At 71.7% G+C, this 23,963-nt stretch carries 18 protein-coding genes; 9 read left to right on the forward strand and 9 right to left on the reverse strand.

Going from position 1 to position 23,963, the window contains the following annotated elements:
• Positions 1-87: 87 nt before the first annotated feature.
• Both JYK02_RS04195 and JYK02_RS04200 read right to left on the reverse strand, forming a co-directional pair.
• A complete protein-coding gene (locus JYK02_RS04195) occupies positions 88-1,341 on the reverse strand; it encodes an amino acid permease (RefSeq protein ID WP_207048682.1) in 1,254 nt (417 codons plus the stop codon).
• 89 nt (positions 1,342-1,430) lie between these two features.
• Positions 1,431-1,964: a hypothetical protein gene (locus JYK02_RS04200; RefSeq protein WP_207048541.1), complete on the reverse strand. Its 534-nt coding sequence runs from the start codon at positions 1,962-1,964 to the stop codon at positions 1,431-1,433.
• A gap of 95 nt (positions 1,965-2,059) precedes the next feature.
• Here JYK02_RS04200 and JYK02_RS04205 point away from each other — a divergent pair, with 95 nt between their 5' ends.
• The gene (locus JYK02_RS04205; RefSeq protein WP_207048542.1) at positions 2,060-3,190 is read left to right on the forward strand and encodes a hypothetical protein; all 1,131 of its coding nucleotides are present in this window, start codon (positions 2,060-2,062) and stop codon (positions 3,188-3,190) included.
• On the opposite strand, the gene JYK02_RS04210 is transcribed toward JYK02_RS04205, so the two are convergent.
• Positions 3,174-4,223 carry a GNAT family N-acetyltransferase gene (locus tag JYK02_RS04210; RefSeq protein ID WP_207048543.1) on the reverse strand — a complete coding sequence of 350 codons (1,050 nt, stop codon included), beginning with the start codon at positions 4,221-4,223 and terminating at the stop codon, positions 3,174-3,176. The genes JYK02_RS04205 and JYK02_RS04210 overlap by 17 nt on opposite strands.
• A gap of 220 nt (positions 4,224-4,443) precedes the next feature.
• A complete protein-coding gene (locus JYK02_RS04215) occupies positions 4,444-5,445 on the reverse strand; it encodes an endonuclease/exonuclease/phosphatase family protein (protein ID WP_207048544.1) in 1,002 nt (333 codons plus the stop codon).
• A 307-nt stretch (positions 5,446-5,752) separates the two neighbouring features.
• On the opposite strand from JYK02_RS04215, the gene JYK02_RS04220 reads away from it, so the two are divergent.
• A complete protein-coding gene (locus JYK02_RS04220) occupies positions 5,753-7,306 on the forward strand; it encodes a DUF4153 domain-containing protein (protein WP_207048545.1) in 1,554 nt (517 codons plus the stop codon).
• Positions 7,307-7,331: 25 nt separating this feature from the next.
• Positions 7,332-8,216 (forward strand): EamA family transporter, encoded by an 885-nt coding sequence (locus JYK02_RS04225; RefSeq protein ID WP_207048546.1) that lies wholly within the window; start codon positions 7,332-7,334, stop codon positions 8,214-8,216.
• Positions 8,217-8,232: 16 nt separating this feature from the next.
• Here JYK02_RS04225 and JYK02_RS04230 read toward each other — a convergent pair whose 3' ends face one another.
• From JYK02_RS04230 to JYK02_RS04240, 3 genes are all read right to left on the reverse strand, one after another.
• Positions 8,233-10,932: a DUF7507 domain-containing protein gene (locus tag JYK02_RS04230; protein ID WP_207048547.1), complete on the reverse strand. Its 2,700-nt coding sequence runs from the start codon at positions 10,930-10,932 to the stop codon at positions 8,233-8,235.
• A gap of 201 nt (positions 10,933-11,133) precedes the next feature.
• Positions 11,134-12,324 carry a cysteine desulfurase-like protein gene (locus tag JYK02_RS04235; RefSeq protein WP_207048548.1) on the reverse strand — a complete coding sequence of 397 codons (1,191 nt, stop codon included), beginning with the start codon at positions 12,322-12,324 and terminating at the stop codon, positions 11,134-11,136.
• A 41-nt stretch (positions 12,325-12,365) separates the two neighbouring features.
• Complete coding sequence (locus JYK02_RS04240) at positions 12,366-12,980, reverse strand: CAP domain-containing protein (protein ID WP_207048549.1); 615 nt, start codon at positions 12,978-12,980, stop codon at positions 12,366-12,368.
• A gap of 162 nt (positions 12,981-13,142) precedes the next feature.
• Here JYK02_RS04240 and JYK02_RS04245 point away from each other — a divergent pair, with 162 nt between their 5' ends.
• The 4 genes from JYK02_RS04245 to JYK02_RS04260 all read left to right on the forward strand — a co-directional run bounded on the left by JYK02_RS04245 (position 13,143) and on the right by JYK02_RS04260 (position 16,742).
• Positions 13,143-13,613 carry a putative toxin-antitoxin system toxin component, PIN family gene (locus JYK02_RS04245; protein WP_347402422.1) on the forward strand — a complete coding sequence of 157 codons (471 nt, stop codon included), beginning with the start codon at positions 13,143-13,145 and terminating at the stop codon, positions 13,611-13,613.
• Between the two features lie 96 nt (positions 13,614-13,709).
• On the forward strand, positions 13,710-15,113 hold the full coding sequence (locus JYK02_RS04250) for a penicillin-insensitive murein endopeptidase (protein WP_207048550.1): 1,404 nt from the start codon (positions 13,710-13,712) through the stop codon (positions 15,111-15,113).
• Positions 15,114-15,129: 16 nt separating this feature from the next.
• A complete protein-coding gene (deoD, locus tag JYK02_RS04255) occupies positions 15,130-15,843 on the forward strand; it encodes a purine-nucleoside phosphorylase (RefSeq protein ID WP_207048551.1) in 714 nt (237 codons plus the stop codon).
• A gap of 11 nt (positions 15,844-15,854) precedes the next feature.
• Positions 15,855-16,742 (forward strand): alpha-ketoglutarate-dependent dioxygenase AlkB, encoded by an 888-nt coding sequence (locus tag JYK02_RS04260; protein WP_207048552.1) that lies wholly within the window; start codon positions 15,855-15,857, stop codon positions 16,740-16,742.
• A 643-nt stretch (positions 16,743-17,385) separates the two neighbouring features.
• On the opposite strand, the gene JYK02_RS04265 is transcribed toward JYK02_RS04260, so the two are convergent.
• On the reverse strand, positions 17,386-19,851 hold the full coding sequence (locus tag JYK02_RS04265) for an RIO1 family regulatory kinase/ATPase (RefSeq protein ID WP_207048553.1): 2,466 nt from the start codon (positions 19,849-19,851) through the stop codon (positions 17,386-17,388).
• A 297-nt stretch (positions 19,852-20,148) separates the two neighbouring features.
• Here JYK02_RS04265 and JYK02_RS04270 point away from each other — a divergent pair, with 297 nt between their 5' ends.
• Together JYK02_RS04270 and JYK02_RS04275 are read left to right on the forward strand one after the other, a co-directional pair.
• A complete protein-coding gene (locus JYK02_RS04270) occupies positions 20,149-20,895 on the forward strand; it encodes a L,D-transpeptidase family protein (protein ID WP_207048554.1) in 747 nt (248 codons plus the stop codon).
• A gap of 64 nt (positions 20,896-20,959) precedes the next feature.
• Positions 20,960-22,447, forward strand: coding sequence for an amidase (locus JYK02_RS04275; protein WP_207048555.1), 1,488 nt, complete (start codon positions 20,960-20,962; stop codon positions 22,445-22,447).
• Position 22,448: 1 nt separating this feature from the next.
• Here the strand turns inward: JYK02_RS04275 and JYK02_RS40725 are convergent, their stop codons facing one another.
• On the reverse strand, positions 22,449-23,840 hold the full coding sequence (locus JYK02_RS40725) for a TonB C-terminal domain-containing protein (protein WP_347402423.1): 1,392 nt from the start codon (positions 23,838-23,840) through the stop codon (positions 22,449-22,451).
• Positions 23,841-23,963: the final 123 nt, after the last annotated feature.

Raw genomic sequence — 23,963 nt, forward strand, 5'->3', positions numbered from 1 at the left:
CGCGAGTCTCCCGGCCCGGTCACCCCTTCGCAACACAACGTGCCGGGTTGTCCCCAGGCCTGCCCGCCCTCCGGACGTGCGAAGGCGTCAGGGCAGGCGGGCGGGCGCCGGCTCCCTCGGCCGCGACAGCCGCATCAGCGCCAGCCCCGCCAGCACCGCGACGGCGGCCACCGCCGCCTCGCGCGCGCTCGCGCCGAAGGCCACCAGCGTGAGGCCCAGCACCAGCGTGGGCACCGCGAGCAGCGCGTGCACCGGCCGCAGGTCCCGCTCCCGCCGCAAGGCCAGCACCGCGAGCGCCGCCGCCGTGACACCGAACTGCATCAGCACCGCGATGGCGGAGAGCGCGAAGAGCTCCGACAGGTCGCCCAGGTTCACGAACCCCAGCACCAGCGCCCACGTCACCGCGAGCGCCCGCATGGGCACGCCCGTCGCGGACATGCGCTCCAGCCCGAACAGCGCCCGCTCCCCGGACGCCAGCGCCGACAGGTAGCGCGGCGTCGTCACCATCATCCCCACGCAGATGCCCAGCGCGGACACGCTGGTGCCCGCGCCCACCAGCCGCTCCAGCCCCGCGCCACCCCACACGCCCGCCGCCTGCGCCAGCGGCGCGCCCGCGTGCGCCAGGTCCGGCAGCGCCGCCACGCACGCCCACACGAGCCCCACGTAGAACAGCATCGCCAGCAGCAGCGAACCCACCGTCGCCATGGGCACCGTGCGCTCCGACGCGCGCACCTGCCCGGCGATGACCGGGACGATTTCGAAGCCCTGGTAGGCGAACATCACCGTCAGGCCCGCCTTCAGCCAGGACGCTCCCGTGGCGGGCAGCGGTGGCGACACCTGCGCGGCCGGCAGGAAGAAGAACGCGCCCAGCAGCGCCGCCAGCGGCAGGAGCTTGAGCACCGTGAGCGCCGTCCACGTCCTCGCGGACACGCGGATGCCGGAGGCCACCAGCGCCGCCAGCCCCGTCACCAGCGCGGAGGCCAGCAGCCGCTCGCCCACGGGGCCTCCCAGGCCCACCGACGGCGCCACGGCCCGCGCCAGGCCCGCCATCACCGCGGACGTGCTCAGGAAGGCGCTGACGTAGGCCACCCAGCCGACGAGGAACGACACGCGCTCGCCGAACGCCGCTCTCGCGAACACCACCGGCCCGCCATCCGAGTCGAACCGCCGGCCGAGCACCGCGAACGCGAACGCCACCGGCACCAGCGCGAGCCCCGTCAGCGCGAAGGCCCACACCGCGCCCAGGCCGGGCGCCTGCGCGGCGACCTCCGCGGGCGCGAAGAAGATGCCGACGCCCACGATGCCGTTGACGCCCAGGGCCAGCAGTTGGAACGGCCCGATGGTGCGCTCGGGCGCGACGCCGGAGGGAAGGGTGGACACGGCCCGGACTTCACTACACCCGCGCCCCGCGCACCATCACCCTGCACGCTTCACGGATGGGACAGCAGCACGCTCAGCGCGGCCATGCGCCCGGACGCGGACTCCTTCTCCAGGGACCTGGGGATGGCGACGAGCACGTCGTTCTCTCGCGTGTCGCCGCAGGCGCGCGTGCCCCGGTAGTGCTTGCGGTCTCGCTCGATGATGAGGTTGTAGCCGCACGGCCCCACCGACCCCGTCAGCGCGTCCGGGCTGAGCGTCAGGGTCGACGGCTGGCCCGCGAAGGTGCCCATGGCCTCCACCACGTCCGGACGCTCGCGCACGGTGAGGTCCACCGGCTTCTGGTCCACGGTGCCCTGGATGCGCCGGTCCGACAGCTTCAGGTCCACGGGCCGCTGGAAGGCCTGGCCCTGCAGGGCGTTGTCTGTCATTCGCAGCCGCAGGTCCGGGCCCTGGAGACCCTGCGCGTCGACGCTCGCACGCACGGTCGTATGGGGCGTGCGCAGCTCCACGGTGTCGTTGCTCTTCGCCAGAGCGGATCCGCCCGCGAGCAGGGCGGCAACGGTGAGGATGCGAGCGGTTCTCATGCCTCAAAGCTGGGGCATCGGACCACGCGCCACCAGGGCCACACTCCGGCTGCTCGGCGGGCAGCACGCGGCGGCCTCGTGATATCCGTTCGGGCGTGTCCCGCACGCGCCTGCTGGCCCTCCTCGTCGCACTCGTCGCCCTCCTGGTCGCAGCCTGGCAGCGCTCCCGCGCCGTCGAGCGGCTGGGCCAGGACTTCGACGAGGCGGTCTACCTGCCCATCGCCTTCACCTATGCCGGGATGCTGGACGCGGGGCGCTGGGGCGACATCGGCGCGCTGCGCGAGAACTTCGAGCACCCGCCGCTGGTGAAGCTGCTCTTCGCGGAGACCGTGCGGGTGACGGGCGCTCCCGAGCCCGACTGGTCGGACGTGCCCATGGGCCGGCCCATCCCGGACGCCGCGCGCCCGGTGTTCCGCGCGACGCGGAGCCTGTCGGCGGTGGCCGGGGTGCTCCAGGTGGGGCTCGTGGCGCTGGTGGATCCGCTGGCCGCGCTGCTGCTCGCGTGGGACCCGTACCACACGAAGTACACGTCCCAGGCGTACCTGGAGGCGGTGCCGGGGCTCCTCGCGCTGCTCGCGATGCTCGCCTTCGAGCGCGCCCGGCGCGGGGGCTTCACGCCGGGATGGACCGCGGTGTCCGGCGCGCTGCTCGGGCTGGCGGCGGCGGGGAAGTATCCGTATGGCCTGGTGGGCGGGCTCACGTTCCTGCCGTTCCTGGTGGCGGGCGCGCGCACGCGGTGGCGTCCGTGGGCCGCCATGGTCGTGTCCACGGCGGCGGCCTTCATCCTCGTGAACCCCGCGCTGTGGTCGTCGCCGTTCGCGCTGCTGTGGGAGTCCATCACGTTCCACTGGAACTATTCGCACAACGAGCACGTGCGCCGCGCCGCGCTGCCCTGGTACCAGCCGCTCGCGTTCCTCACGGACAACTGGCTGTCGGCCTCCGACCCGGGCATCTACCTCACGCACTTCAACGCCCGCGCGCTGCTGGCGCTGGCGGGGGTGGGCCTGCCCGGGACGTGGCGCGAGCGGCCCGTGTGGGCGGTGGGCGCCGTCGTGGGGCTGGTGTTCCTGCTGCTGTGGAACACCAAGTGGCCGCAGTACCTGCTGCTCGTGATTCCCTCGCTGTGCGTCTGCGCGGGCAGGGGCGTGCGGACCCTGGCCAGCGGCGTCGTGTGGCTCTACCGCAAGGTCCAGGGCTCGCGCTCCCGCGTCAGCGCAGGTGCGTGAAGACGCACGGGTCCGCGGGCAGGTCCAGGTCGCAGGTGGGCAAAAGGCACGTCACCTGCGCGCGCCGGGGCATGGGCACCCAGCCCGAGCGGCACAGCAGGGACACCGGCGTGCCGGGCCCGCGCAGCATGCCCGCGCACGCCACGCCCCGCTGCTCCATGTCCTGCATGGCCACCTGGAGCAGCCGCTGCCGGTCCTCCATGGACACGGAGTCGTGGAAGGCCATCAGGTCCACCACCTCCGCGGTGAGCTCCCCCACGCCTGTCATCAGCAGGCTGTGGGAGCTGATGAGCCCGCGCACCTCGCCGTCCTGCTCCAGCACGAAGGTGCGCGGCACGTCGCGGTACTGGAGCTGCGCGGCCAGTTGCTCGGTCGTGTACGTGTAGCCCAGCGTCACCGGGCGCAGCATGTCGTGGACCAGCGTCGTGCAGCGGCCCAGGTCCGCGGGCTGATAGGGGCGGATGCCCTCGCGGTCCGCCTCGCGGAAGCGGTGCCGCAGGAAGGGATGGGCCAGCGTGAACAGCCGCCGCTCGTTGTCCGTGAAGGACCAACGCGCGAGCGCACGCGCATCAAAGGCATACATCCACATCCCGAGCCCCCCGAAGCGGCGCGTGTTCCACGTCCGGCGCCAGAAGGCCGGCGGGCGGGGCTCCGTGGTCGTGAAGCCCAGGGTGAGCCGCGCCGCGCGGTCCTGGTGCCGCCGGAGCATCTCCCGCGCCAGCTTCGCGCCAATGCCCTGTCCGCGATGGGAGTTCGTGACGGTGGCCCGGAGTCCATAGCTGCCGTCCACTTCCGTGCGTCCCAGGCGGATCCTCGCGGGCTCCGCGAAGAGGGTGCCCACCAGCGTCTTCCCCTCGTACGCGGCCAGCAGGTAGTCGCGCGGCGCCTGGCCGCCCCGGAACAGGCGCCAGTCGCAGAAGCGCTTGTCCCAGACGGGCAGCGGCGCGCTCTTGCCATAGGTGGACTGCCAGACGCGGTTGAGGAACCAGGACGCCTCGGAGGCGTCGCCGTCGAAGGTGCGCACCTCAATCATGGCTTGCCCCCGGGGACGGGTTTCCGGAGCGCGAAGCCTCGCCATGAGCTTGCTTTCATGGCGATGAAGGTAGGGAGGGCGGCCGTGCTGGAAAGCGGCTGCCGTGGACGGTTACGTCCTGGCTGTCATTGCGGCGTCAATGCCAGCCGTTGGGCGTGTGGTGTCCCACAGGCACCACGCCAGGAGGGCGGGGGAGTGTGTGAAGCCCGCCGTCCCGCGCTCACTGCTGGGAGGCCGTGAGCGCGAAGTCCGCGTACACCGCGCCGTGGTCGGAGCCGCCGTAGCCGTTGCCGTCGCGCGCCACGCGGAAGGAGCCCGGCACGTAGGCGCCGCCTGCGTTCGGAGCGAGGTAGAGGTGGTCGATGGCCTGACCCTGGCCGGAATAGACATACGTCCACGTCTCGTTCACCGGCCGGTCCTTCGCGACGCGCAGGTGGGCCCGGTCCAGGGCGTTGAGGGGCTCGGAGCCGGGGACGTCGTTGAGGTCTCCGCCAAGCACGACCAGCGCGGAGGGGAACTCCCTCGCCGAATCCAGGAGGATCTCCCGCGAGGCATTGGCTTCCGCGAGGCGGCGGCCGGGATCGTCGTCCACCTTGGAGCGGAAGTGCGCCGCGAAGACGATGACGCGCGCGCCGTCCACGTCCAGGTGCACCTCCAGCAGGTCGCGCGAGAAGCGGGTGGCCGAGCCGTCCGGCCGGTAGATGTACTGGCTGCGGTGGCTGCGCACTTCGATGATGGGGAAGCGGGACAGCACGGCCACGTCCACCGACGCCGCGGTGAAGGTCTCACCCAGCTTCGAGTACGGGAACTGCGGGACCCGGCCGCGGAGCCCGTCCAGCGACGCCTGCGTTTCAATCTCCTCCAGCATCACGATGTCCGCGTTGAGCGCGGTGATGGCGCGGCCGAGCTGATCCACCTGCGCCGCGAACTGCTCCGCGGTGGGCAGCTCCTCGTAGTTGGAGCCGCCGCAGGAGCCGGTGTCGCAGACCGTGTCGAAGAGGCGGTGCACGTTGAACGCCGCGATGCGCACGCGGGCGCCGGAAGGGACGGGCGTTCCGCTGTCGGGCTGCGGGCAGTTGCCGGGGACGCAGGCGCCCGCGTCCGGCACCGACAGGGGCTGGGAGGAGAGGCCGTCACAGCCCGCCAAGACGAGCACCGCGCCCCACAGGGCGAGGTTCGAGCGGAGACGGAGGCGGAAGGGGGGCCGCGGCGAGGGTGACATCGGCGTGGCAACCTATCACCGCGTCTCCTCATGGGCCGGGAAGACCGGCCCGGAGTGTCCGACGACGCGGCGCGGCTCGCTCCCAGGGGCTGTGTGCGAGGACTCCCGGTGCCGGTGCGGTGGACCCCGGGTGGAGGCTGCTTCGCGGTCGCTCCTGGCGCGTGGGGGCGCCGACCGGCCACGCGAGGGCGGGCGCCGTTCGGCGTGGAAGCGCGACCGCTCGCCCCCGAGGTCCCCTGGCGTGCCGCCGGGCGTGTGCATCCTGCCGTCATGTGGGGCGCGCACGCGCCCTCGAGGTGCCGACGCCATGAACCCGTCCGTTCCCATGTCCCCCCTGCCTTCTTCTCCCGCCCCCTCCGTCGCGGCACCGGCCCGGCCGCTGCTGCCCTGGGTGCGCGCCCCGCGCCGGATGCTGGCGCTGTCGCTCGGCCTGGGCGTGTTCGCGGAGGTCCTGCTCCACCGGGAGCGCTGGGGTGTGGGCTTCCCGCTCATGGTGGCCGCGCTGGTGGGCGCGCTCGCGTGGCTGGGGGGCCGTGAAGGCTGGCAGCGCGCGCGGCCCAATGCATGGCTGCTGGCGCCGCTGGGGCTGGTCAGCGCCTTCGTGGCGATGCGGGACAGCTCCTGGCTCCTGGCGCTCAACGTGCTGACGGCGGGCGTGCTCCTGATGCTGCTCTCGCACTTCTGGGCCGCGGGCCGCGTGGAGCGGCTGGGGCTCACCGACTACGTGCTCGTCTTCTTCGGCTCCGCCGCCCAGAGCCTGCTCTATCCACCGGCGCTCGTCCGCGAGAGCGTGGACGTGCGCGGCCTCAAGACGCACTCGCGTCTTCTGGGAGCGCTGTCACGGGGCCTGTTGCTGACGCTGCCGGTGCTGCTCGTGTTCGGGCTGCTGCTCGAATCAGCGGATGGGGTCTTCTCCTCCACCATGCAGCGGCTGCTGTCGTTCGACCTGGGGGTGGACGTGTTGATCGCGCGCGCCGTCGGCGTGGGGTTCAGCGCGTGCATCGCGGCGGGCGTGCTGGGACATGCGCTGCGCCGCCGCGCCTCGAAGGAGCTGGGGGACGCGGAGGTGACGGCCGCCACGCCGCGCCTGGGTTACATCGAAGCGCTCATGCTCATCTTCGCCGTGAGCGCGTTGTTCTTCGTCTTCGCGGCCTTCCAGGTGTCGTACCTGTTCATCGGTGACGCGACGTCGCCCGCGGCCGGCTACACCTTCGCGGAGTACGCGCGGCGCGGCTTCTTCGAGCTGGTGGTCGTCGCCTCGCTGACGCTGGCGCTGGTCATGGCCCTGACGCGCTGGACGCGCCGTGAGACGCGCGCGGCGCAGACCGTCTTCCGTGCGGGGACGTCGCTGATGGTGGCGCTGACGCTGGTCATCCTCGCGTCGGCGATGCGGCGCCTGTCGCTGTACGAGGATGCGTTCGGTTACACGCTGCTGCGGGTGCACACGCATGTCTTCATGGTGGCGCTGGGCGCGGCGCTGACCTGGCGCGCGGTGACGCTGTGGTGGAAGCCGGAGCGCTTCGCGGTGGGTGCCTTCGCCACGGCGCTGGGCGCGGTTCTCGTGCTCAACTTCCTCAACCCGGAGGCGTTCATCGTCCGCCACAACCTGGAGCGGTATGCGCGCACGGGTTCGTTGGACACCGAAATGTTCTACGACCTGTCCGCGGACGCCGTCCCCGGGCTCGTCCAGGGGCTCTCCATCGCCTCGGAGGGGTACCAGGGGCCCCTGATGAACCTCCTGACGGAGCACCAGGACCGGCTGTCGCAGGGGGACGCGGTGCCGGAGTGGAATCTCTCCCGCTTCCTCGCCCGCCGCGCACTGCTGCGGACAGGAGCCTGGAGTGCGCCCGTGAATCCGTGAGGCCCCCTGGCTAGATTGCGGCGCCATGAGCGAAGTCGCCGGACGCCGTGCCTCCCCCCTGCCTCCCATTCCCGCGGTCCTCATCGCCGTGGTGAGCGTGCAGGGGGGCGCCGCGCTCGCGAAGGGGCTCTTCCCCGTCCTGGGCGCGGTGGGCGCCGCGGGGCTGCGGCTGGTGCTCGCATCGGTGATGCTGCTGGCGTGGTTCCGGCCCTCGCTGACGCGCTACACGCGGGCGCAGTGGGCGGCCATCGTGCCGTATGGCGTGGCGCTGGGCGTGATGAACCTCACGTACTACCTGTCCATCGCGCGCATCCCGCTGGGGCTCGCGGTGACGCTGGAGTTCGTGGGGCCCTTCGTGCTCGCGGTGGTGGGCTCGCGCAAGGCGCTGGACTTCCTCTGGGTGCTCTTCGCGGCGACGGGCATCGTGCTGATCACCCCGTGGACGGCGCGGCCCGGCGGGTTGGATCCGCTGGGCGTGGTGCTGGCGCTGACTGCGGGGGCGTGCTGGGCGCTCTACATCCTGATGGGCGGAAGGCTGTCGCGCCGCGTGCCGGAAGGGCAGGGCGTGGCGGCGGGCATGGTGGTGGCCATGCTGACGGTGCTGCCCTTCATGCTGAAGGAGGGGCACCTGGAGCGGCTGACGCCGGGCCTCTTCGCGGCGGGCCTGGGCGTGGCGCTCCTGTCCAGCGCGCTGCCGTACACCCTGGAGATGCTGGCGCTGGGCCAGCTCTCCAGCCGCACCTTCGGCATCCTGATGAGCCTGGAGCCCGGAGTCGCGACCGTGGTGGGCTGGCTGTTCCTGCGCGAGCACCTCACCCCCCTGCAATGGCTGGCGGTCGCGCTGGTGAGCATCGCGTCCGCGGGAGCGACGCTGACGGCGAAGCGGCTCCCTCCGCCCGTGGAGGCGTGAGCGGGTTGGGCCTTGCTCACTGTTTCGGGCCAATCACTGGAGCGCTAGGTTCTCCAATGGCGAAGTAGCCGGGGGGCGGGTTGCCGTTGTGGGCCAGCGCATAGGCCCTGGCCGCTGCCGCCTGCTGCTTGACCGAGTCCAGGTCCGCCGGGCACTGGCTGCCGGGCACGACCACGGTCTGGACACTGACGCCCACCTTGCCTCCTGAGTCCGTGGCTTTGAGGACGATCAAATAGACCCGCCCGTTGCCACCCACCACGCGCTCCGCTCGCAAGCGCAGCGTGCCCGGAGCGATGTCCCTGGCGTCCGGCGAATGGACGACGCCGGGGCTGGTGAGGGTCTGGTCATCCTCGTCGCCGAACACAGACACCTGGAGCGTGGCCCCAGGACAGTTGTCCTTCACGTGGCCCTTGAGTCCGACATCGAGCAGCTTGCTGTTCGGGGGCCAGAGTGAGGAGGTGGCGACCGAGGAGGTCACCATGGGCGCCGGGTTGGAGGCGCGCGTCAGCACCGTCGCCGTGTTGTTGCCGGGCGCGCCGTCGGGTGTGTCGGAGCTGACGGTGGCCGAGTTGATGATGCTCGTCCCGTCCGCCACGTCGCAGTTGACCCTCGCGACGAGGGTGATGGTCGCCGTCGTGGAGGGTGCCAGGGAGGCGAAGTGGATGCCGCGGTTCCTGCCGGCTCCGCCACAGCTCCCGCCCTGATCCGCGGAGCATGAGACGAAAGTGGTCGAGGCGGGCAGCGTGTCCGTGACGACGACGTTCGTGGCGGTGGCCGGCCCCTTGTTGGTGAGTGTCAGGGTATAGGTCACGTCCTGGCCGGTGAGCACCTCCGGCGCGGGGCTGGCCTGTTTGCTGAGTTGCAGGTCGGCATTGGCATCGGAGAGCAGCACATAGACGCGGGCCGAGCCGGCCGCAGGGCCCGCCGCCAGGTCTTCACTCCGAGCGCCGACGAGGGCGGTGTCGCCGCTGAGCGCCACCGACCAACCGGATTCGCCATTGGCCGCGTCGGTGACGGTGAGCTTCTCCTGCCTGAGCCACGTCGTGCCGCTGCGCACGAAGACGTAGGCCGCGCCGACAATCGACTCGTCGACGTAGGGTGCCCCGACGAGGGCGGTGTCGCCGCTGATCGCCACCGAGAAGCCGAAGAGATCACTCGCTCCCGAGTCGTTGGCGGTGAGCTTCGCCTGCTCGCTCCATGTCGTGCCGCTGCGCACGAAGACGTAGGCCGCGCCGGCATACGAGACGTTGCTCCGGGCGCCGACGAGGGCGGTGTCTCCGCTGATCGCCACGGACTCGCCGAAGTAACGCCCGGACACCGGGTCGCTGATGGTGAGCTTCGCCTGTTCGCTCCACGTCGTGCCGCTGCGCACGAAGACGTGGGCCGCGCCGGCACCGGTATTGGCGTCCGCGCTGAGCGCGCCGACGAGGGCGGTGTCGCCGCTGAGTGCCACCGACCAGCTGAACTGCTCAAAGGCCACGGGGTCGCTGGGGGTGAGCTTCGCCTGCTGGCTCCACGTCGTGCCGCCGCGCACGAAGACGTAGGCCGCGCCGGAACTGGAGTTGTCGCCGGAAATGCTGACAGCGCTCACGAGGGCGGTGTCACCGCTGAGCACCACCGACCAGCCGAACTGCATGTTGAGCTCCGAGTCGCTGGGGGTGAGCTCCACCAGTTGGCTCCACGTCGTGCCGCTGCGCACGAAGACGTAGGCCGTGCCGGTGACGCCCGTCGCCGTTTCGTGGCCAGGCGCGCCGATGACGGCGGTGTCACCGCTGAGCGACACCGAGAAGCCAAAGGCATTCCCGGCCCCCGCGTCGCTGGGGATGAGCTTCGCCTGTTCGCTCCACGTCGTGCCGCTGCGCACGAAGACATAGACCGAGCCGGCGCTCTCTCCCGCCGCCGTGTCGTGGAAGGGAGCGCCGACGATGGCGGTGTCGCCGCTGAGTGACACCGAGAAGCCGAAGTAACTCTCGGCCCCCGCGTCGCTGGCGGTGAGCTTCGCCTGCTCGGTGGCGATGAGGAGGTCGAGGCTCACCGGGTAGGCCGCGCCGCGGTCATCCACCTCCAGTCGCACTTCGTCCCGGACGAGGCGCATCCGGGCCGGCAGCCGGTGGCCCCTGGCATCGATGGCTGCGAGCCTGCCGTGGCTCAACACCCGTTCGCCGTTCGCGTCCACGAAGGCCAGCTTCTCGGGGTCCGCCTGGAGCACGGCACGCAGGGGGCCACTCACCCCCAGGCGGAGCACCAGCGCTTCTCCCGGCATCCTTCCCGCTGGCGGCGTCGCCAGCGTGAAGCGTTGCTCGAGACCCTGGCGCGTGTTGACGTACTCCTCGGTCAGAGGCCCGCGCAGGTATCCGATGCGGTTGTCACGGACGACCCGCTCGGCCGCCGCCACTGGCTGCATCTGCTCGCCGTAGCCGTAGCCGCGCAGGCTCATGTGCCATTGCCAGGAGCCGGCCGAGGGCCCGCGCGCCGCCAGGTGCAAGCCCGCGTCGGTGAAGGTGACGCCAAAACCCTGGGCAGGGTTGGACGACCGATAATCCTGAATCCGATACAGGGACTTCTCGAGCGCCCCGCGCAGTGCTGGCGGGAGGTCGGGCTGCTCCAGGTGGCGAGCGGCGGAGGGGACGGCCCTCGCCGTGACTCCCGCATCCGCCACGCCGGCCAGCGTGAGCGCCAGGAAGAGGCAGACCGATGCCCCCCTGAAGAGAAGCATCGGAGCGGTGATCACGCGAGCTGCGCGGTCGTTCCAGGCATTTGACATGGCGGGCAGGGTGGGGCGGGGCCGCCGGCATCGGCAAGCCCCTGCTCCCCGCGGTGTCTTTCATTGGCATGCCCTTCATCCCGGGGGGCTTGGAGGTGCTCACGGGAAGCGACTGGCTCGTCCGCTGGCCTTGGTGGACGCGCGCGTCAGGCCTCAGGGGAGCGAGTCCAGCGCCGCGAGCAGCCGTCCCACGTCCTCCGCCGTGTTGTAGTGCAGCAGCGAGGCGCGCACCGCGCCGTCGGGCATCAGCCCCAGCGCCTGCGCCGCCATCGTCGCGTAGTAGTGCCCCGCGGCGACGCCCACGCCCTGTTCCGCCAGGTGCTCGGCCACTGCGCGCGGCGTGAGGCCCGTCACGTTGAAGCAGAACGTCGCCACGCGCCCTTCGGACGTCTTCGGTCCGTAGAGCCGCACGCGCGGGTGCCGCGACAGCTGCTCCAGCGCGGCCTCCAGCAGCGGCTGCTCCAGCTGCGTGATGCGCTGGAAGGCCCGCGTCAATCCCTCGCGTCCCGGCTGGCCACCGCCCAGCACGTCGCGCAGGTAGCGCAGCGAGCCCAGCCAGCCCGCCCAGCCTTCATGGTTCGCCGTGCCCGGCTCGAACTTCTGCGGGCCGTCATCCGGCATGAACCACAGCTTGTCCGCCGGCAGCCCCGCGAGCAGCTCGCGCCGCACGAACAGACAGCCCAGGTGCGGACCGAAGACCTTGTAGGGAGAGAACACCGCGAAGTCCGCGCCCCACGCGCGCACGTCCGGCAGGTGGTGCGGGCTGGAGTGCACCGCGTCCACGAACAGCCACGCGCCCACGCCGTGCGCCACCTCCGCCGCGGCGGCCACGTCCGGCGTCGCGCCCACGGAGTTCGCCGCCGCCGACACCGCCACCAGCCGCGTGCGCGGAGTGACGAGCTTGCGCAGCTCCGCCGCCTCCAGCCGGCCCTCCGGCCAGCTCGCGCGCCAGGTGGTCACCTTCACGCCCTGCGCTTCCAGCGCGCGCCACGGGGCCGCGTTGGATTCGTGCTCCAGCTCGGAGATGACCACCTCGTCGCCCGCCTGGAAGAGGCGTGAGAGCGCCCGGCCCACCTGGAAGGTGAACGCGGTGGCGCTGGGTCCGAGCATCACCTCGTCGGGCCGGCAATTGAGGAACTCCGCCGTCTCCTCGCGCGCGCGGGCCTTGAGCGCGGTGGCCACGCGGGAGGCGGCGTAGGGCTGGCCCACGTTGCAGCTGCCGCCTGAGAGGAATTGATGGATGGCGTCGATGCAGTGCGTGGGCACCTGCGCGCCCGCGGCGTTGTCCAGGTAGCTGAAGCCGTACCGCAGGGCGGGGAAGTGCTCGGCGAAGGGGGAGGGCATGGGGCGCGCAGCATAGCCCTCCGCCCTCCCTCCCGCTGGGACTACGGCGTGCCGAAGTCCTGCGTCCAGTAGGCCTTGTAGCTGCTGGACGGTGCGTTGAAGTAGCCGATGCCCGTCTGCTTCAGCGCGCCGTTCATGATGTTGTTGCAGTGGCCCGTGCTGGCCATCCAGCCGTTCACCACCGCCAGCGGCGTGCTGTAGCCCGCGGCGATGTTCTCCGCCGCCGTCCGGTAGCTGTAGCCCGCGGACGCCATGCGCTGCCACGGCGTGGAGCCGTTGGAGCCCGTGTGGCTGAAGAAGTTGTTCGTGCCCATGTCCTTGGAGTGCTTGCGCGCCGCACAGCGCAGCAGGTTGTTGTTGACGAGCGCCCCCACCGCCGGCTTCGCCACACCGCCACAGGTGGCGCCCGCCGCGCGGCGCTGGTTGATGAGCGTGAGCACCTCGTTCTCGAATGCCACCCAGGCCGGGTCCCACGTCGTCACGTCGTCGCAGTACGCCGCGCTCGTGCTCAACCCGTTGCCGGCGACCTGCGTCTGCATCGGCGGCATCACGGCGCCTTCACCCTGCCACGAGGGCGCCTCCTCGCCGCCACAGCCACCCAGCAGGGCAGCGGCGCTCAGCAAACTCAGACACAGGGAACGGGACGTGGGCTTCATGGACAGACCTTTCACCGGCGGGGGCCGGTCAGGGGGAGGGGTTCAGTGAGATGCATCTTTGTCCATGATTTCTGCTTTTGCCATGGACCCTCCGTGCATTGTGATTGATGGGTGCGTGGGCCGGGTTGTGTGGGCGGTGTTGGTGACGGAAAGTTCCTTCCCGTGAAGACGCCTTCCGCTGCGCCTGCCATTCGTTCCGTGGTGCTGGACACCAACGTGGTGCTGGACGTGTTCGTCTACGACGACGCGTTCACGCGGCCGTTGAAGGAGGCGCTGCGTTCAGGCGCGCTGACGGCGTGGGCGGACCGGCACACGCTGAAGGAGCTGGCGCTGGTGCTCGCCTATCCCTCGTTCAAGCTGACGTCGGACGCGCAGCGGGCGGTGCGTGATGCGTACGGCGCGCTCGTGCAGGTCGCGGACGGCGAGGGGACTCCGGTGGCACTGCCGCCATGCAGGGACCGGGATGATCAGAAGTTCCTCGCGCTGGCCGCTCGCGCGGGCGCCGCGTGGCTGGTGAGCAAGGACAAGCGCGTGCTGTCCATGGGCGGCGGGCGGCGGCTGCCGTTCGACGTGCTCACGCCACGCCGTGCGTCGCAGGTGCTGGAGGCGGAAGGCTTCACGCGGAGCGTTTGAGACAGGCATGAAGCAGGCAGGCAGGGGTGCGTACGCGCAGTCAAAATCGTGCTCCGCGCTTGGTGGCCTGGGCATCTCGGGTCATCCTTCGGCCCGGTGCGTTCCTCACTCCTGATCCTCCTGCTCTGCGCCGGCTGTGCCGCGCGTGTCGTCACCCCCGTCCCGGCGCCCGCTCCGGCTCCGGCCCAGGCCGCGTCAGCGACGCCGCCCGTGGAGACTCCGGCCGCGGCGCCGCCCGCGCAGGCCACGGCTCCGGGTGCGGCCCCGCAGGCCACGCCTCCGGTCACCGCGTCCGGTGCTCCCGCCGCGATGCCGTCCCCGGCGGAGGTGGCCGCCGTCGTCACCGACGCCGCCGTGCGTGAGAACCCCTGCCCCGTGGAGCCGGAGGAGGAAGAGGACGAGGCCACCGCCGCCACCGACGACGAAGGCGTGAGCGAAGAGGGCGAGATGCAGGCGCCGCTCGCGCCCGCCGCGCCCTCGGGGCCGGTGTACACCGCGGACCTGTCCGACGAGGCGCTCACCGAGGCGTGGAAGAAGGACCCGTCCACGCTGGGCTCCATGTCCATCGGCTTCGTGGAGAGCGGCCGGCAGATCAACAGCGTGCGCGTGCCGGATGACAAGGATTGGCTCGTGGTGTCGCCGGAGATCGCCTACGGCACGAAGGAGACGGTGGACTACGTGGCCGCCGCCATCCACGCGGTGCGCGCGCAGTACCCGAACGTGCCCCCGCTGCGCGTCAACCGCCTGTCCACCAAGGACGGCGGCTACCTGCGCCCGCACAAGAGCCACCAGAACGGCCGCGACGTGGACTTCGGCTTCTACTACCCGACGGCGGAGCCGGTGCGGGAGCGCGAGCGCGAGCGCTACATCGACGTGGCCATGAACTGGGCGCTGGTGCGCTCGCTGGTGGTGAACACCGACGTGCAGATGATCCTCGTGGACAAGCGCGTGCAGAAGGTCCTGTACGACTACGCGCTGTCCATTGGCGAGGACAAGGCGTGGCTGGATTCGCTGTTCAACGCGGGCTTCAACTCGCTCATCAAGCACGCGCGCCGGCACCGCGACCACTTCCACGTGCGCTTCTTCAACGGCCGCGCGCAGGAGCTGGGCCGCCGGGTGGCGCCGCTGCTGGCGCTGCAGCCGGACCAGAACCTCATGATGTACAAGGTCCGCAACGGGGACACGCTGGGCGGCATCGCGATGCGCCACAACTCCAGCGTGGTGGCCATCAAGAAGGCCAACCGGATGCGCAACACGTTCCTGAGCATCGGCCGGCGGCTGGTGATTCCGCTGAAGGGGCCATGCACGCACTGCCCCATCCCTCCGCCGGTGCAGCTGCCGCCGCGCCGGATGCCTCCGCAGACGCAGGCCCCCGCTTTGGTGAACACGTCGCCCGCGGCTTCGGGCAAGCTGCCCAACCCGTGTACTCCCGCCGCACCGGCACCGACGCCGGTGGCCGTCCCCACGGGTGCTCCGTCCGGTCTGTCGACCGCGCGCTGAAAGGGCTTCAGGTTCCATGGCAACTCCGCACATCTCCGCGTCTCCCGGTGACTTCGCCGAAGTGGTCCTCATGCCGGGCGACCCGCTCCGGGCGCGCTACATCTCCGAGCGCTTCCTGGAGAACGCGCGCCCCGTCACGTCGGTGCGCAACATGCTGGGCTTCACCGGCACCTTCCGGGGCAAGCGGCTGTCGGTGATGGGGCACGGCATGGGCGTGCCGTCCATCTCCATCTACGCGACGGAGCTGGTGCGGACCTACGGCGCGAAGGTGCTCATCCGCGTGGGCAGCTGCGGCGCGCTGCGCACGGACGTGAAGCTGCGCGACGTCATCGTGGCGATGGGCGCGGGCACGGACTCCAACGTGAACCGCATGCGCGCCATGGGTCACGACTTCCCGGCGGTGGCGGACTTCACGCTGGCGCGGCGCGCGGTGGAGGCGGCGGAGAAGCGCAACAAGCCGGTGCGCGTGGGCAACGTCTTCACGTCCGACCTGTTCTACCACCCGCAGGAAGCGCTCAACGCGACGCTGGCGAAGATGGGCATCCTGGCGGTGGAGATGGAGATCGCCGGCCTGTACGGCGTGGCGGCGGAGTTCGGCGCGCGGGCGCTGGCGCTGCTCACGGTGTCGGACCACATCCTGACCGGCGAGCACCTGTCGCCGGAGGACCGTCAGACGACGTTCGACGAGATGATCGAGCTGGCGTTCGACGTGGCCGCCTCCGAGGCATAAGGGACCGAGTCATGGCCTTGCCTCCCCGCAGGGGCCCGGGTTCCCCGCTGGCGCGCAAGGCCGCGCAGCGCACGCCCGGCCACCACTACAACGCGAGCTTCCTGTCCTCGACGGACCGCGCGGAGATATTGGCGTGGTTGGGCACGCTGCATCCGCTATGGGAGGAGCGCTACTCGAAGCACTTCCCGCCGCCGGAGGGGCAGCAACAGCGTCGGTTGCTGCGGCCGGTGTACTGGCTGGGCAACTGGCAGTTCGCGTGTCTGGACTACTACCGGCCTCCGAAGGGCGTGAAGGACCGCTGCGTGAAGGCGGAGCCATTCCCGGCGGTGCTGGAGCGGCAGATCGTGAAGGTGGAGGCGCTGGCGCGGCGGATGTTCCGGGGCCCGGACATGCCGCAGGGCTGGCACCTCAACACGTGCCTGGTGAACTTCTACGGCAGCCGGTTGGAGGACGGCCGCTGGGTGGACACCGCGCGAGTGGGTGAGCACAAGGACTTCGAGCCGGGCCCGGTGGCGTCGCTGTCGCTGGGCGAGCGCGCGCTCATCCAGTTCGTCACGTCCACGCGGCCCGGCGAGCGCGACGCGGTGGTGTTGGAGCAGTGGCTGGACGACGGGTCGCTGCAGCTCTTTGGCGGGGCGCAGTGGAAGGACCAGACGTTCCACCGGGTGCAGCGGGTGGATACGCGCGCGGGCCACGTGATGCCGCCGGAGCTGCCGGACTTCCGCACGCGGCGCATCAACCTGACGTTCCGCTACGTGCCGGACGCGCACGTGACGCCGTTCGCGGCGCTGAGCGCGGAGGCCCGCGAGGACGTGCGGCCGTACATGGCGACGCTCGCGAAGGGCAGCCGCTTCTTCCGCGACGAGCTGGCACACGAACAGCCGGCGAAGGCGGAGTAGGGCGCGGCCGCGGCCCGGTTGGGGGAAGTCCCCGCCACGGCGCTTGATGCGGCCGGTCAGCCAGCCAGGGAGGGCGGCGGTCTCAACTGGTCCGACAGTTGGACCAGTCAGCGCGGCCCGGTCGGAGCGGAAGTCCCTGGCGCGGCGGCTGACGCGGCCCCTCCCCAGGCTGGATGACTGGGCTGGTCCAAACCTGTCCGATAGTCGGACAGGTTTCTCGGCCCGGTCACCGCGAAGGACTCAGGCGTGGCTGATGCGGTCGGTCACACAGCCAGGGAGCGCGGTGGTCCCAACTGGTCCGACTGTCGGACCAGATGGCGCGGCTTGGCCGGAGCGGGGGGCCAGGCACAGTGGCTGAGGCGCCAAGGCGGACCGGACAGGCTCTCACGGGGCCCCAGGCGGCACTGCTGACGCGGCCGGTTCGACAGCCGGGACCGGTGGTGTCTCAACGGGTCCGACAGTCGGACCAGTTCGTGCGGCCCGGTCGGAGCGGAAGTCCCTGGCGCGGCGGCTGACGCTGCCAGCCAGCCCGGGAGGGCGGCGGTCTCAACTGGTCCGACTGTCGGACCAGTTCGTGTGCTGCGCCTTCGATGGGGGGCCTCGGGACCAAGCGGCCCCGAGGACGGATTTCAGGACCGGTAGCTCAGGTGGAGCCCGTCTCGGGGTTCGAGGACGAGGTCGCAGGCGGGCGGGCCACGTAGCTCACCTGGGGGGCGGCACCCCGGGAAGAACGTCCCCCTCCGCGCTCGGCGCCCTGTCGGGGCATCCGGGGCCCGTTGTTGGGCAGGTTTCCGCGTGCCTCGCGAGGACCCGGGCCTTGGCTCCGGCCGTTCTGGCGCGACTCGTCGTCCTGCTGCGGCCGGCCGTTCATTCGCGGCTCGCCGTTCTGCTGCGGGGCGCCGTCCTGGAAGGAGCCGTTGTTGCGCGGCGGTCGGCCGTTCATCCGGGGGCCGCCATTGCGCTGCTGGCCGTTCATCCCGGCTGTGTCCTGTGCCTGCCGCGCCGGAGCTTCGGCCGTCCAGTCGCCGCCGTCCTGCCGGGGCTGGCCGCTCGTGCGCGACTGCGCCTCCGTGCCCTCCTGCCGGGGTCCACCGTTCTGCTGCGCCCGGCCATTCGCGCGCCACTCGCCGCGCGGCGGTCGGCCGTTCTGGCGTGGCTCGCCGTTCTGCTGCGGCCGGCCGTTCTGCCGAGGCCCCTGGCCGTTCGCGCCCGGCTCGCCGTGAGGCTGTCCGTTCATGCGCGACTCGGTGCCATGCGGCTGACCGTTCTGACCTTGCGGCGCCTGTCCGTTCAGGCCTGGCTCCCGGCCAGGGGGCTGGCCGTTCATGCGCGGCTGACCGTTCTGCCGCTGTGAACCATTCTGCCGCTGCGGGCGCTGACCGTTTTCACCGTACGGCTGGCCGTTCATGCGCTGCTGGCCGTTCTCACCATGCGGCTGGCCGTTCAGGCGCTGAGAACCGTTCTGACGGTGCTGGGCCTGATCGTTCTCACCGTAGGGCTGGCCGTCGACACGCTGCTGGCCGCTTTCACCGTGCGGCTGGCCGTTCATCCGCGGCTGACCATCCTGGTACGGCTGGCCGTTCGTGCGCTGCTGGCCATTCTCACCGCGCCGCTGGCCGTTCGTGCGCTGCTGGCCGCTTTCACCGTGCGGCTGGCCGTTCATCCGCTGCGGGCCATTCTCACCGCGCTGCTGGCCGTTCATGCGCTGCGGGCCATTCTGTCGCTGCTGGCCGTTCATGCGCTGCGGGGCCTGGCCATTCTCGCCGTGCGGCTGGCCGTTCAGGTGCTGCTGGCTGTTCTCTCCGTTCGGCTGGCCGTTCATTCGCGGCTCGCCGTTGGGGGCTCGCGGCGGACGTCCATCGCGGCGTGGCTCGTTGCGCGGGTTGCCGTTGCGTGGCCCTCCCTGCTGGGGCCGGCCGTTCGCTCGCGCATCGGCTTGTGCGGCTGGAGGATTCGCTCCCTGTGCCGGCGCGCCGTTTCGCGGGGCTCCCTGCTGCGGACGCCCGGCGTTTGCGTTGGGCCGGTTGTTGTTGCCCGCTGCCTGCTGCGGTCCCGTGTTTCCGGGCCTCGGCGCATTGCCGTTGCGCGGCGGCGGCTTTCCTCCGAACCCACCCCGACGGCGCCCATCCCTCGGGCTCTGCGTGACGACCGGCCTGCCGCGCTCGCCGCCACCCTGGCGCAGCACCAGGGCTTCCAGCGCGCGCAGCTCCGCCTCCTCCGCGCTGAGCCCTTCCTCCACCTCCACCGCCGCCACGGGCGCCGGGGCCGGGCGGAACTCGTTGCGCCGGGGCTGCTCCTCCAGCGGATAGCGCTCCTGCCGGAAACCCTGCCGGCCCGGGCCGCCCTGCTTGCGCGGCGCCTCTCGGAACGTGCCCGACGGCACGAAGTCCGGCGTCAGGTCGCGCCGCACGTACGCGTTCCAGATTTCACCCGTGTCGCCCGCACGGCCCGCCAGCCGGGTGGAGAAGCCCGCCAGGTACTGCCGCACGTTGTCCAGGTCGCGGCGGAAGTAGAACTCCGCCTGGCTGTTGCGCGCCGCCGCCACCGTCTGCGGAAAGTCGATGATGGTCGGCCCGTTGCCGCTCATCAGGATGTTGTAGGGCGACAGGTCCCCGTGAATCAGGTCCGCGCACAGGGTGCGAATCACCTGGGCCCGCAGGTCCAGGTAGAGGGCCTCGGCCTCCTCGGGCGTCTGGGGCGGGGCCTCCACGAGCCGGGGCGCGGGCTGTCCTTCCGCGTCCAGCACCAGCTCCATCAGGAGGATGCCCTCGTAGAACATCACCGGCGTGGGCACGCGCACGCCCTGCGCGTGCAGCTTGTAGAGCGAGTCCGCCTCCGCGTTCTTCCACGCCTCTTCCGCGGCGGCCTGCCCGAAGCGGCTGCCCTTCTCCATGGCGCGGCGCGTGCGCGAGTTGCGCACCTCGCGGCCTTCCTTGTAGCCGGCGTTGTTGCGGAAGTTGCGCTCGTGGCGCTCCTTGTACAGCTTCGCTGCGACGACCTGGCCGGCGTGCTGGACCAGCCACACCTCCGCCTCCTTCCCCGTCTTCAGCTGGCCGATGACGGCGTCGATGATGCCGTCGGCGAGGAGGGTCTCGAGGGAGTCATTCATTCTTAGGCAAAAGGCCGGAACGGCACGGGGCGAGGAGCTTCAGTCGCTGCGCACACCGGCGGCCCCTGCTCGCCATGATGCACGTTGGAGATGAGAACACCGGGCAGGCCCTGGTTTCCATCGCCGTCACGCTGAACGTCATCCAGAAGGCCCACGAACCGCTTGCTAGCAGCTTGGGAAGCAGGGGGCCAGGGGTGCCCCCGTCCCGGTATCCTGTTCGCCGTCCATCCCTGCCCCGGGGACCGGATTGACGTCCGCGGGCGTCCTACCGGTTTTTCCACAAGGAGCGCTCTGCCCATGAAGGTCCTGCTCGCATGGGGTGTCCTGCTGGCCTCGCTGTGCGCCCACGCCGAGGACCGGGTCGCGGAGGCCCGGAAGCGGCAGACGGCCGGCCTGGTCCAGCTCTTCAAGGAGGCGGGGCTGTCCTGGCCCCCACAGGAGCTCTACCTCCGGGCCTTCAAGGCCGAGCGCGAGCTGGAGGCCTGGGCGGGGCAGAAGGGCCAGCCGCTCGTGAAGGTGCGCACCTTCCCCATCTGCGCGGCCTCCGGCGAGCCAGGCCCGAAGCGGGCCTTTGGCGACCTCCAGGTCCCGGAGGGCTTCTACACGGTGGACCTCTTCAACCCGAAGAGCGCGTACCACCTGTCCATGCGGGTGAGCTACCCGAACGCGCTGGACCGCAAGCTGGGCGCGGCCAACCCCGGGGGGGACATCTACATCCACGGCGACTGCGTCAGCATCGGGTGCATGGCCATCGAGAACGGCCCCATCGAGGCGCTCTACGTGATGGTGTCCGAGGCCCGCGCGCGCATGGGCCGCGACGTGCCGGTGCACGTGTTCCCGCGCCGGCTGGACGCGGCGGGGCTCGCGGCGCTGGAGGCCCTCTCCGGCGTCCCCGACGCACACAAGGCCTTCTGGCGCGGCCTGGAGCCGGGCTACCGCTTCTTCGAGGAGTCCCGGCGTCCCCCTCGGGTGAAGGTGGATGCGGCCGCGTCCGCCTACGTGGTGACGCCCGCGCTCCCGGTGCGGGAAGCCCGGGCGCGCTGAGGAGCTGGTAGAACCCTGGAGGTGCCGGGCGACCGGCGCAGGCCCTCGGGGGAAGGAAGCGCACATGAAATCGTCTGTCTCGCCACAGGAGTCCGGAGCGCGTCCGCTGGTGTCCCTCACGACCACAGAGCTGGCCGCGGCCCTGCGTGAGCGCCGGGGCAGCGCGGTGGAGGCGCTGGATGCGTTCCTCGCCCGAGCGCGCCAGCTCAACCCCGCGCTCAACGCGGTGGTGACGTGGAACGAGGCCCCGGCCCGGAAGCGGGCGGAGGCGGCGGACGCGGCGCTGGCCCGGGGCGAGCTGTGGGGCCCCCTGCATGGCGTTCCCTTCACGGTGAAGGACGCGTTCAGCACCCAGGGGCTGCGCACGACGTCCGCCCATCCGGCCCTGGCCGAGTACGTGCCCGCGCGGGACGCGACCGTGGTGGCCCGGCTCCAGGCCGCGGGGGCCATCCTCTTCGGCAAGACGAACCTGCCGCCGTTCGCCGGGGACTTCCAGACGGACGGGCCGCTCTGGGGCCGGACGAACAATCCCCACGACCTGGGGCGCACGCCGGGCGGCTCCAGCGGCGGCGCGGCGGCGGCGGTCGCGGCGGGGCTCACCCCGTTCGAGGTGGGCAGCGACATCGGCGGCTCCATCCGGCAGCCGGCGCACTACTGCGGCGTCGTGGGCATCAAGCCCACGGAGCACCGCGTCTCCACCTTCGGCCACATCCCGGACGCGCCGGGCGGGCCTCGCCACGTGCGCCACATGGCGTGCGCGGGGCCGCTGGCGCGCTCGGTGGCGGACGTGCGGCTCATCCTGTCGCTCATCGAAGGCGCGGATCCGTCCGCTCCGGAGGTGCCGCCCGTCGTGCCGGTGGGCGCCGCGAAGCCCCGGGCATTGAAGGGGCTGAGGCTGGCGTGGGCGGACACGCTGGGGCCCTTCCAGGCGGACCGCGAGACGCGGGAGCTGCTCCAGCGCTTCACCGCCGCCGCGCGCGCGGAGGGCGCCGTGGTGGAGCAGGCGGTGCCGCCGGGGCAGGACTTCGCGGACCTCGTGGAGGTGTGGGGGCTGATGGAGGGCGGCGAGGTGGGCGCGCCCCTGGATCCGCCCGTGCGCGAGGGCTACCGGGGGCAGTTCCTCCCGCTGGAGCGCGACCTGCTGGCGAAGGCCATCGTGCAGGGCACGCATCTGGACATGACGGGCTATGGCGCGGCGCTCACCCGGCGCGACGGGCACATCGCGCTGCTGGAGGACTTCCTGGCCGGTTGGGACGCGTGGCTCGTGCCGGTGGCGATGACGGCCGCGCCGGTGCACACGCCCTTCGGTGCTCCGGTGGAGGTGGACGGCGTGTCCCGCCCCTACCTGGAGGCCTTTGGCGGGTTCACCAGCCTGTTCAATGCGACGGGGAGCCCTGTCGTGGTGTTCCCGATGGGGCACACGTCAGCGGGGCTGCCGGTGGGCGTGCAGCTCGTGGGACGGCGGTGGGCGGACGGGGCGCTGCTCGACGTGGCGGAGGCGCTGCTGCCCCTGGGCGGTGGCGTGCGGTGGCCCTCGGCGTTCGCGCCTTGAGTCAGTAGACGCGCAGCAGGCGCGAGCGGCATTCGAAGTGCGGGTTGCGCACGTCGATGACGTAGACCTCGCCGGTCGTCTCATCGAAGTTGCCGGCGAGCAGCCCCGCCGCGGCCAGGGCGGCGAGGTAGACGTTGTCCGTGCCCTTCTTCATTTCGCTGACCTTGCGCACGTAGACGACGCGGCCCTCCACGGACCACACGCTGCGGATGCCGTCGGTGTGCACGCCCATGGCATCCGGGGGCGGCGGGGGGAACTTCCCCAGCGCGGGAGGGACGGACTGGAGCACGTAGTCGTCGTAGGCGCGGTTGCCGCTGCGGCTGATGAGCTTCACCTCGCGCAGCGTGCCGTCCGCTCCCTGGAGCAGCTCCAGCGTGACGATGAGCTTCATGGTGCTCACGCCGTGGGCGAAGTCCTGGAGCTCCTCGCCCGCCTGGGTGAGGCCGCGCAGCCGGTTGTAGCCGGGTTCGTTCCGGGCTCGCCGCGCGATGAGCTCGCCCGGCTTGGGAGCCTGCCGGGGCCCGGGAATGTTGCCGGGGGCGCCGGTGGCGCCGAACTGCCGGGCCCTCTCCGCGTAGGCGTACAGCATCTGCTTGGGGAAGCTGGGCATGTCGAAGAGCGGAGGCGCGTCCATCTGCTTCTCCAACTGTGCGCGCAGCTTGCCGAAGTAGGGGTGCACCCGGCCGGTGTCCACGCGGTCACGGGCGCGGCGCTCATCGACGATGCCCTGCACGCGCTCGGACACGAGCGCACGCTCGTCGGCGAGCCGGGACTCCGCGGACAGGCTCGGGTCACCGGGGCGCAGCGTGCGGCCTCCGCCCCGCGAGTTCTCCGGCGTGGAGATGATCACCCCGCCGCTCAAGCCCGGTGACGGCAGCAGGCTCGAGGGAAGGGTGCCCGGAGGCGAGCGAGGTGCCTCCGCCGTGGGCCGGTCCCCGTCCGGAGCCGGCTCGCGGGTCGCGATGCCGGAGAGGGGAACGTCGGCCGCGGGAGGGCGCGGGGCATCAGAGGGAGGCGACGGGGGCTCGCGCGTCGCGGTCGCTGGCGGTGTCGCGGCCGGTGGGACCTCGGGTGGTGCGCTCGGCTCCGATGGAGGCGGCGTGGGCTCCGGTGGCTCCCGTGTCGCCACGGCTGGAGGCGGCGTGGGCTCCGGGGGAGCGCGCGTCGGCGTGGGCTCCGGTGGCTCCCGCTCCGCTACGGCCGGAGGCGGTGGGGTGGGTTCGCTCTTCGTCGGCGCGCGCGGCTTCGGGGGCTCCCGCGTCGCCACCGGGGGCGGCGAGGCGGGCTCCTGGACCGGTGGAGTCGTGGCCGCGACGGAGGGCGCGGTGATGATTTCCACCTCGACCGTCTTCGCGCGCGGCCGGGCCGAGCTGCCGGTGGACGACGGCTCCACGGTCCATAACAGCCCGAACACGAGCACGTGCAGCACCAGGGAGATCAGCCCGGCCCATCCGAGTTGTCGCAGGCGCCGCATGCTCGGACGCTTCCAGAAAGGCCCTCCTGTCACAACGAAATG

This window comes from Corallococcus macrosporus, from assembly GCF_017302985.1.
In the GTDB taxonomy this organism is placed as follows: Bacteria; Myxococcota; Myxococcia; order Myxococcales; family Myxococcaceae; genus Corallococcus; species Corallococcus macrosporus_A.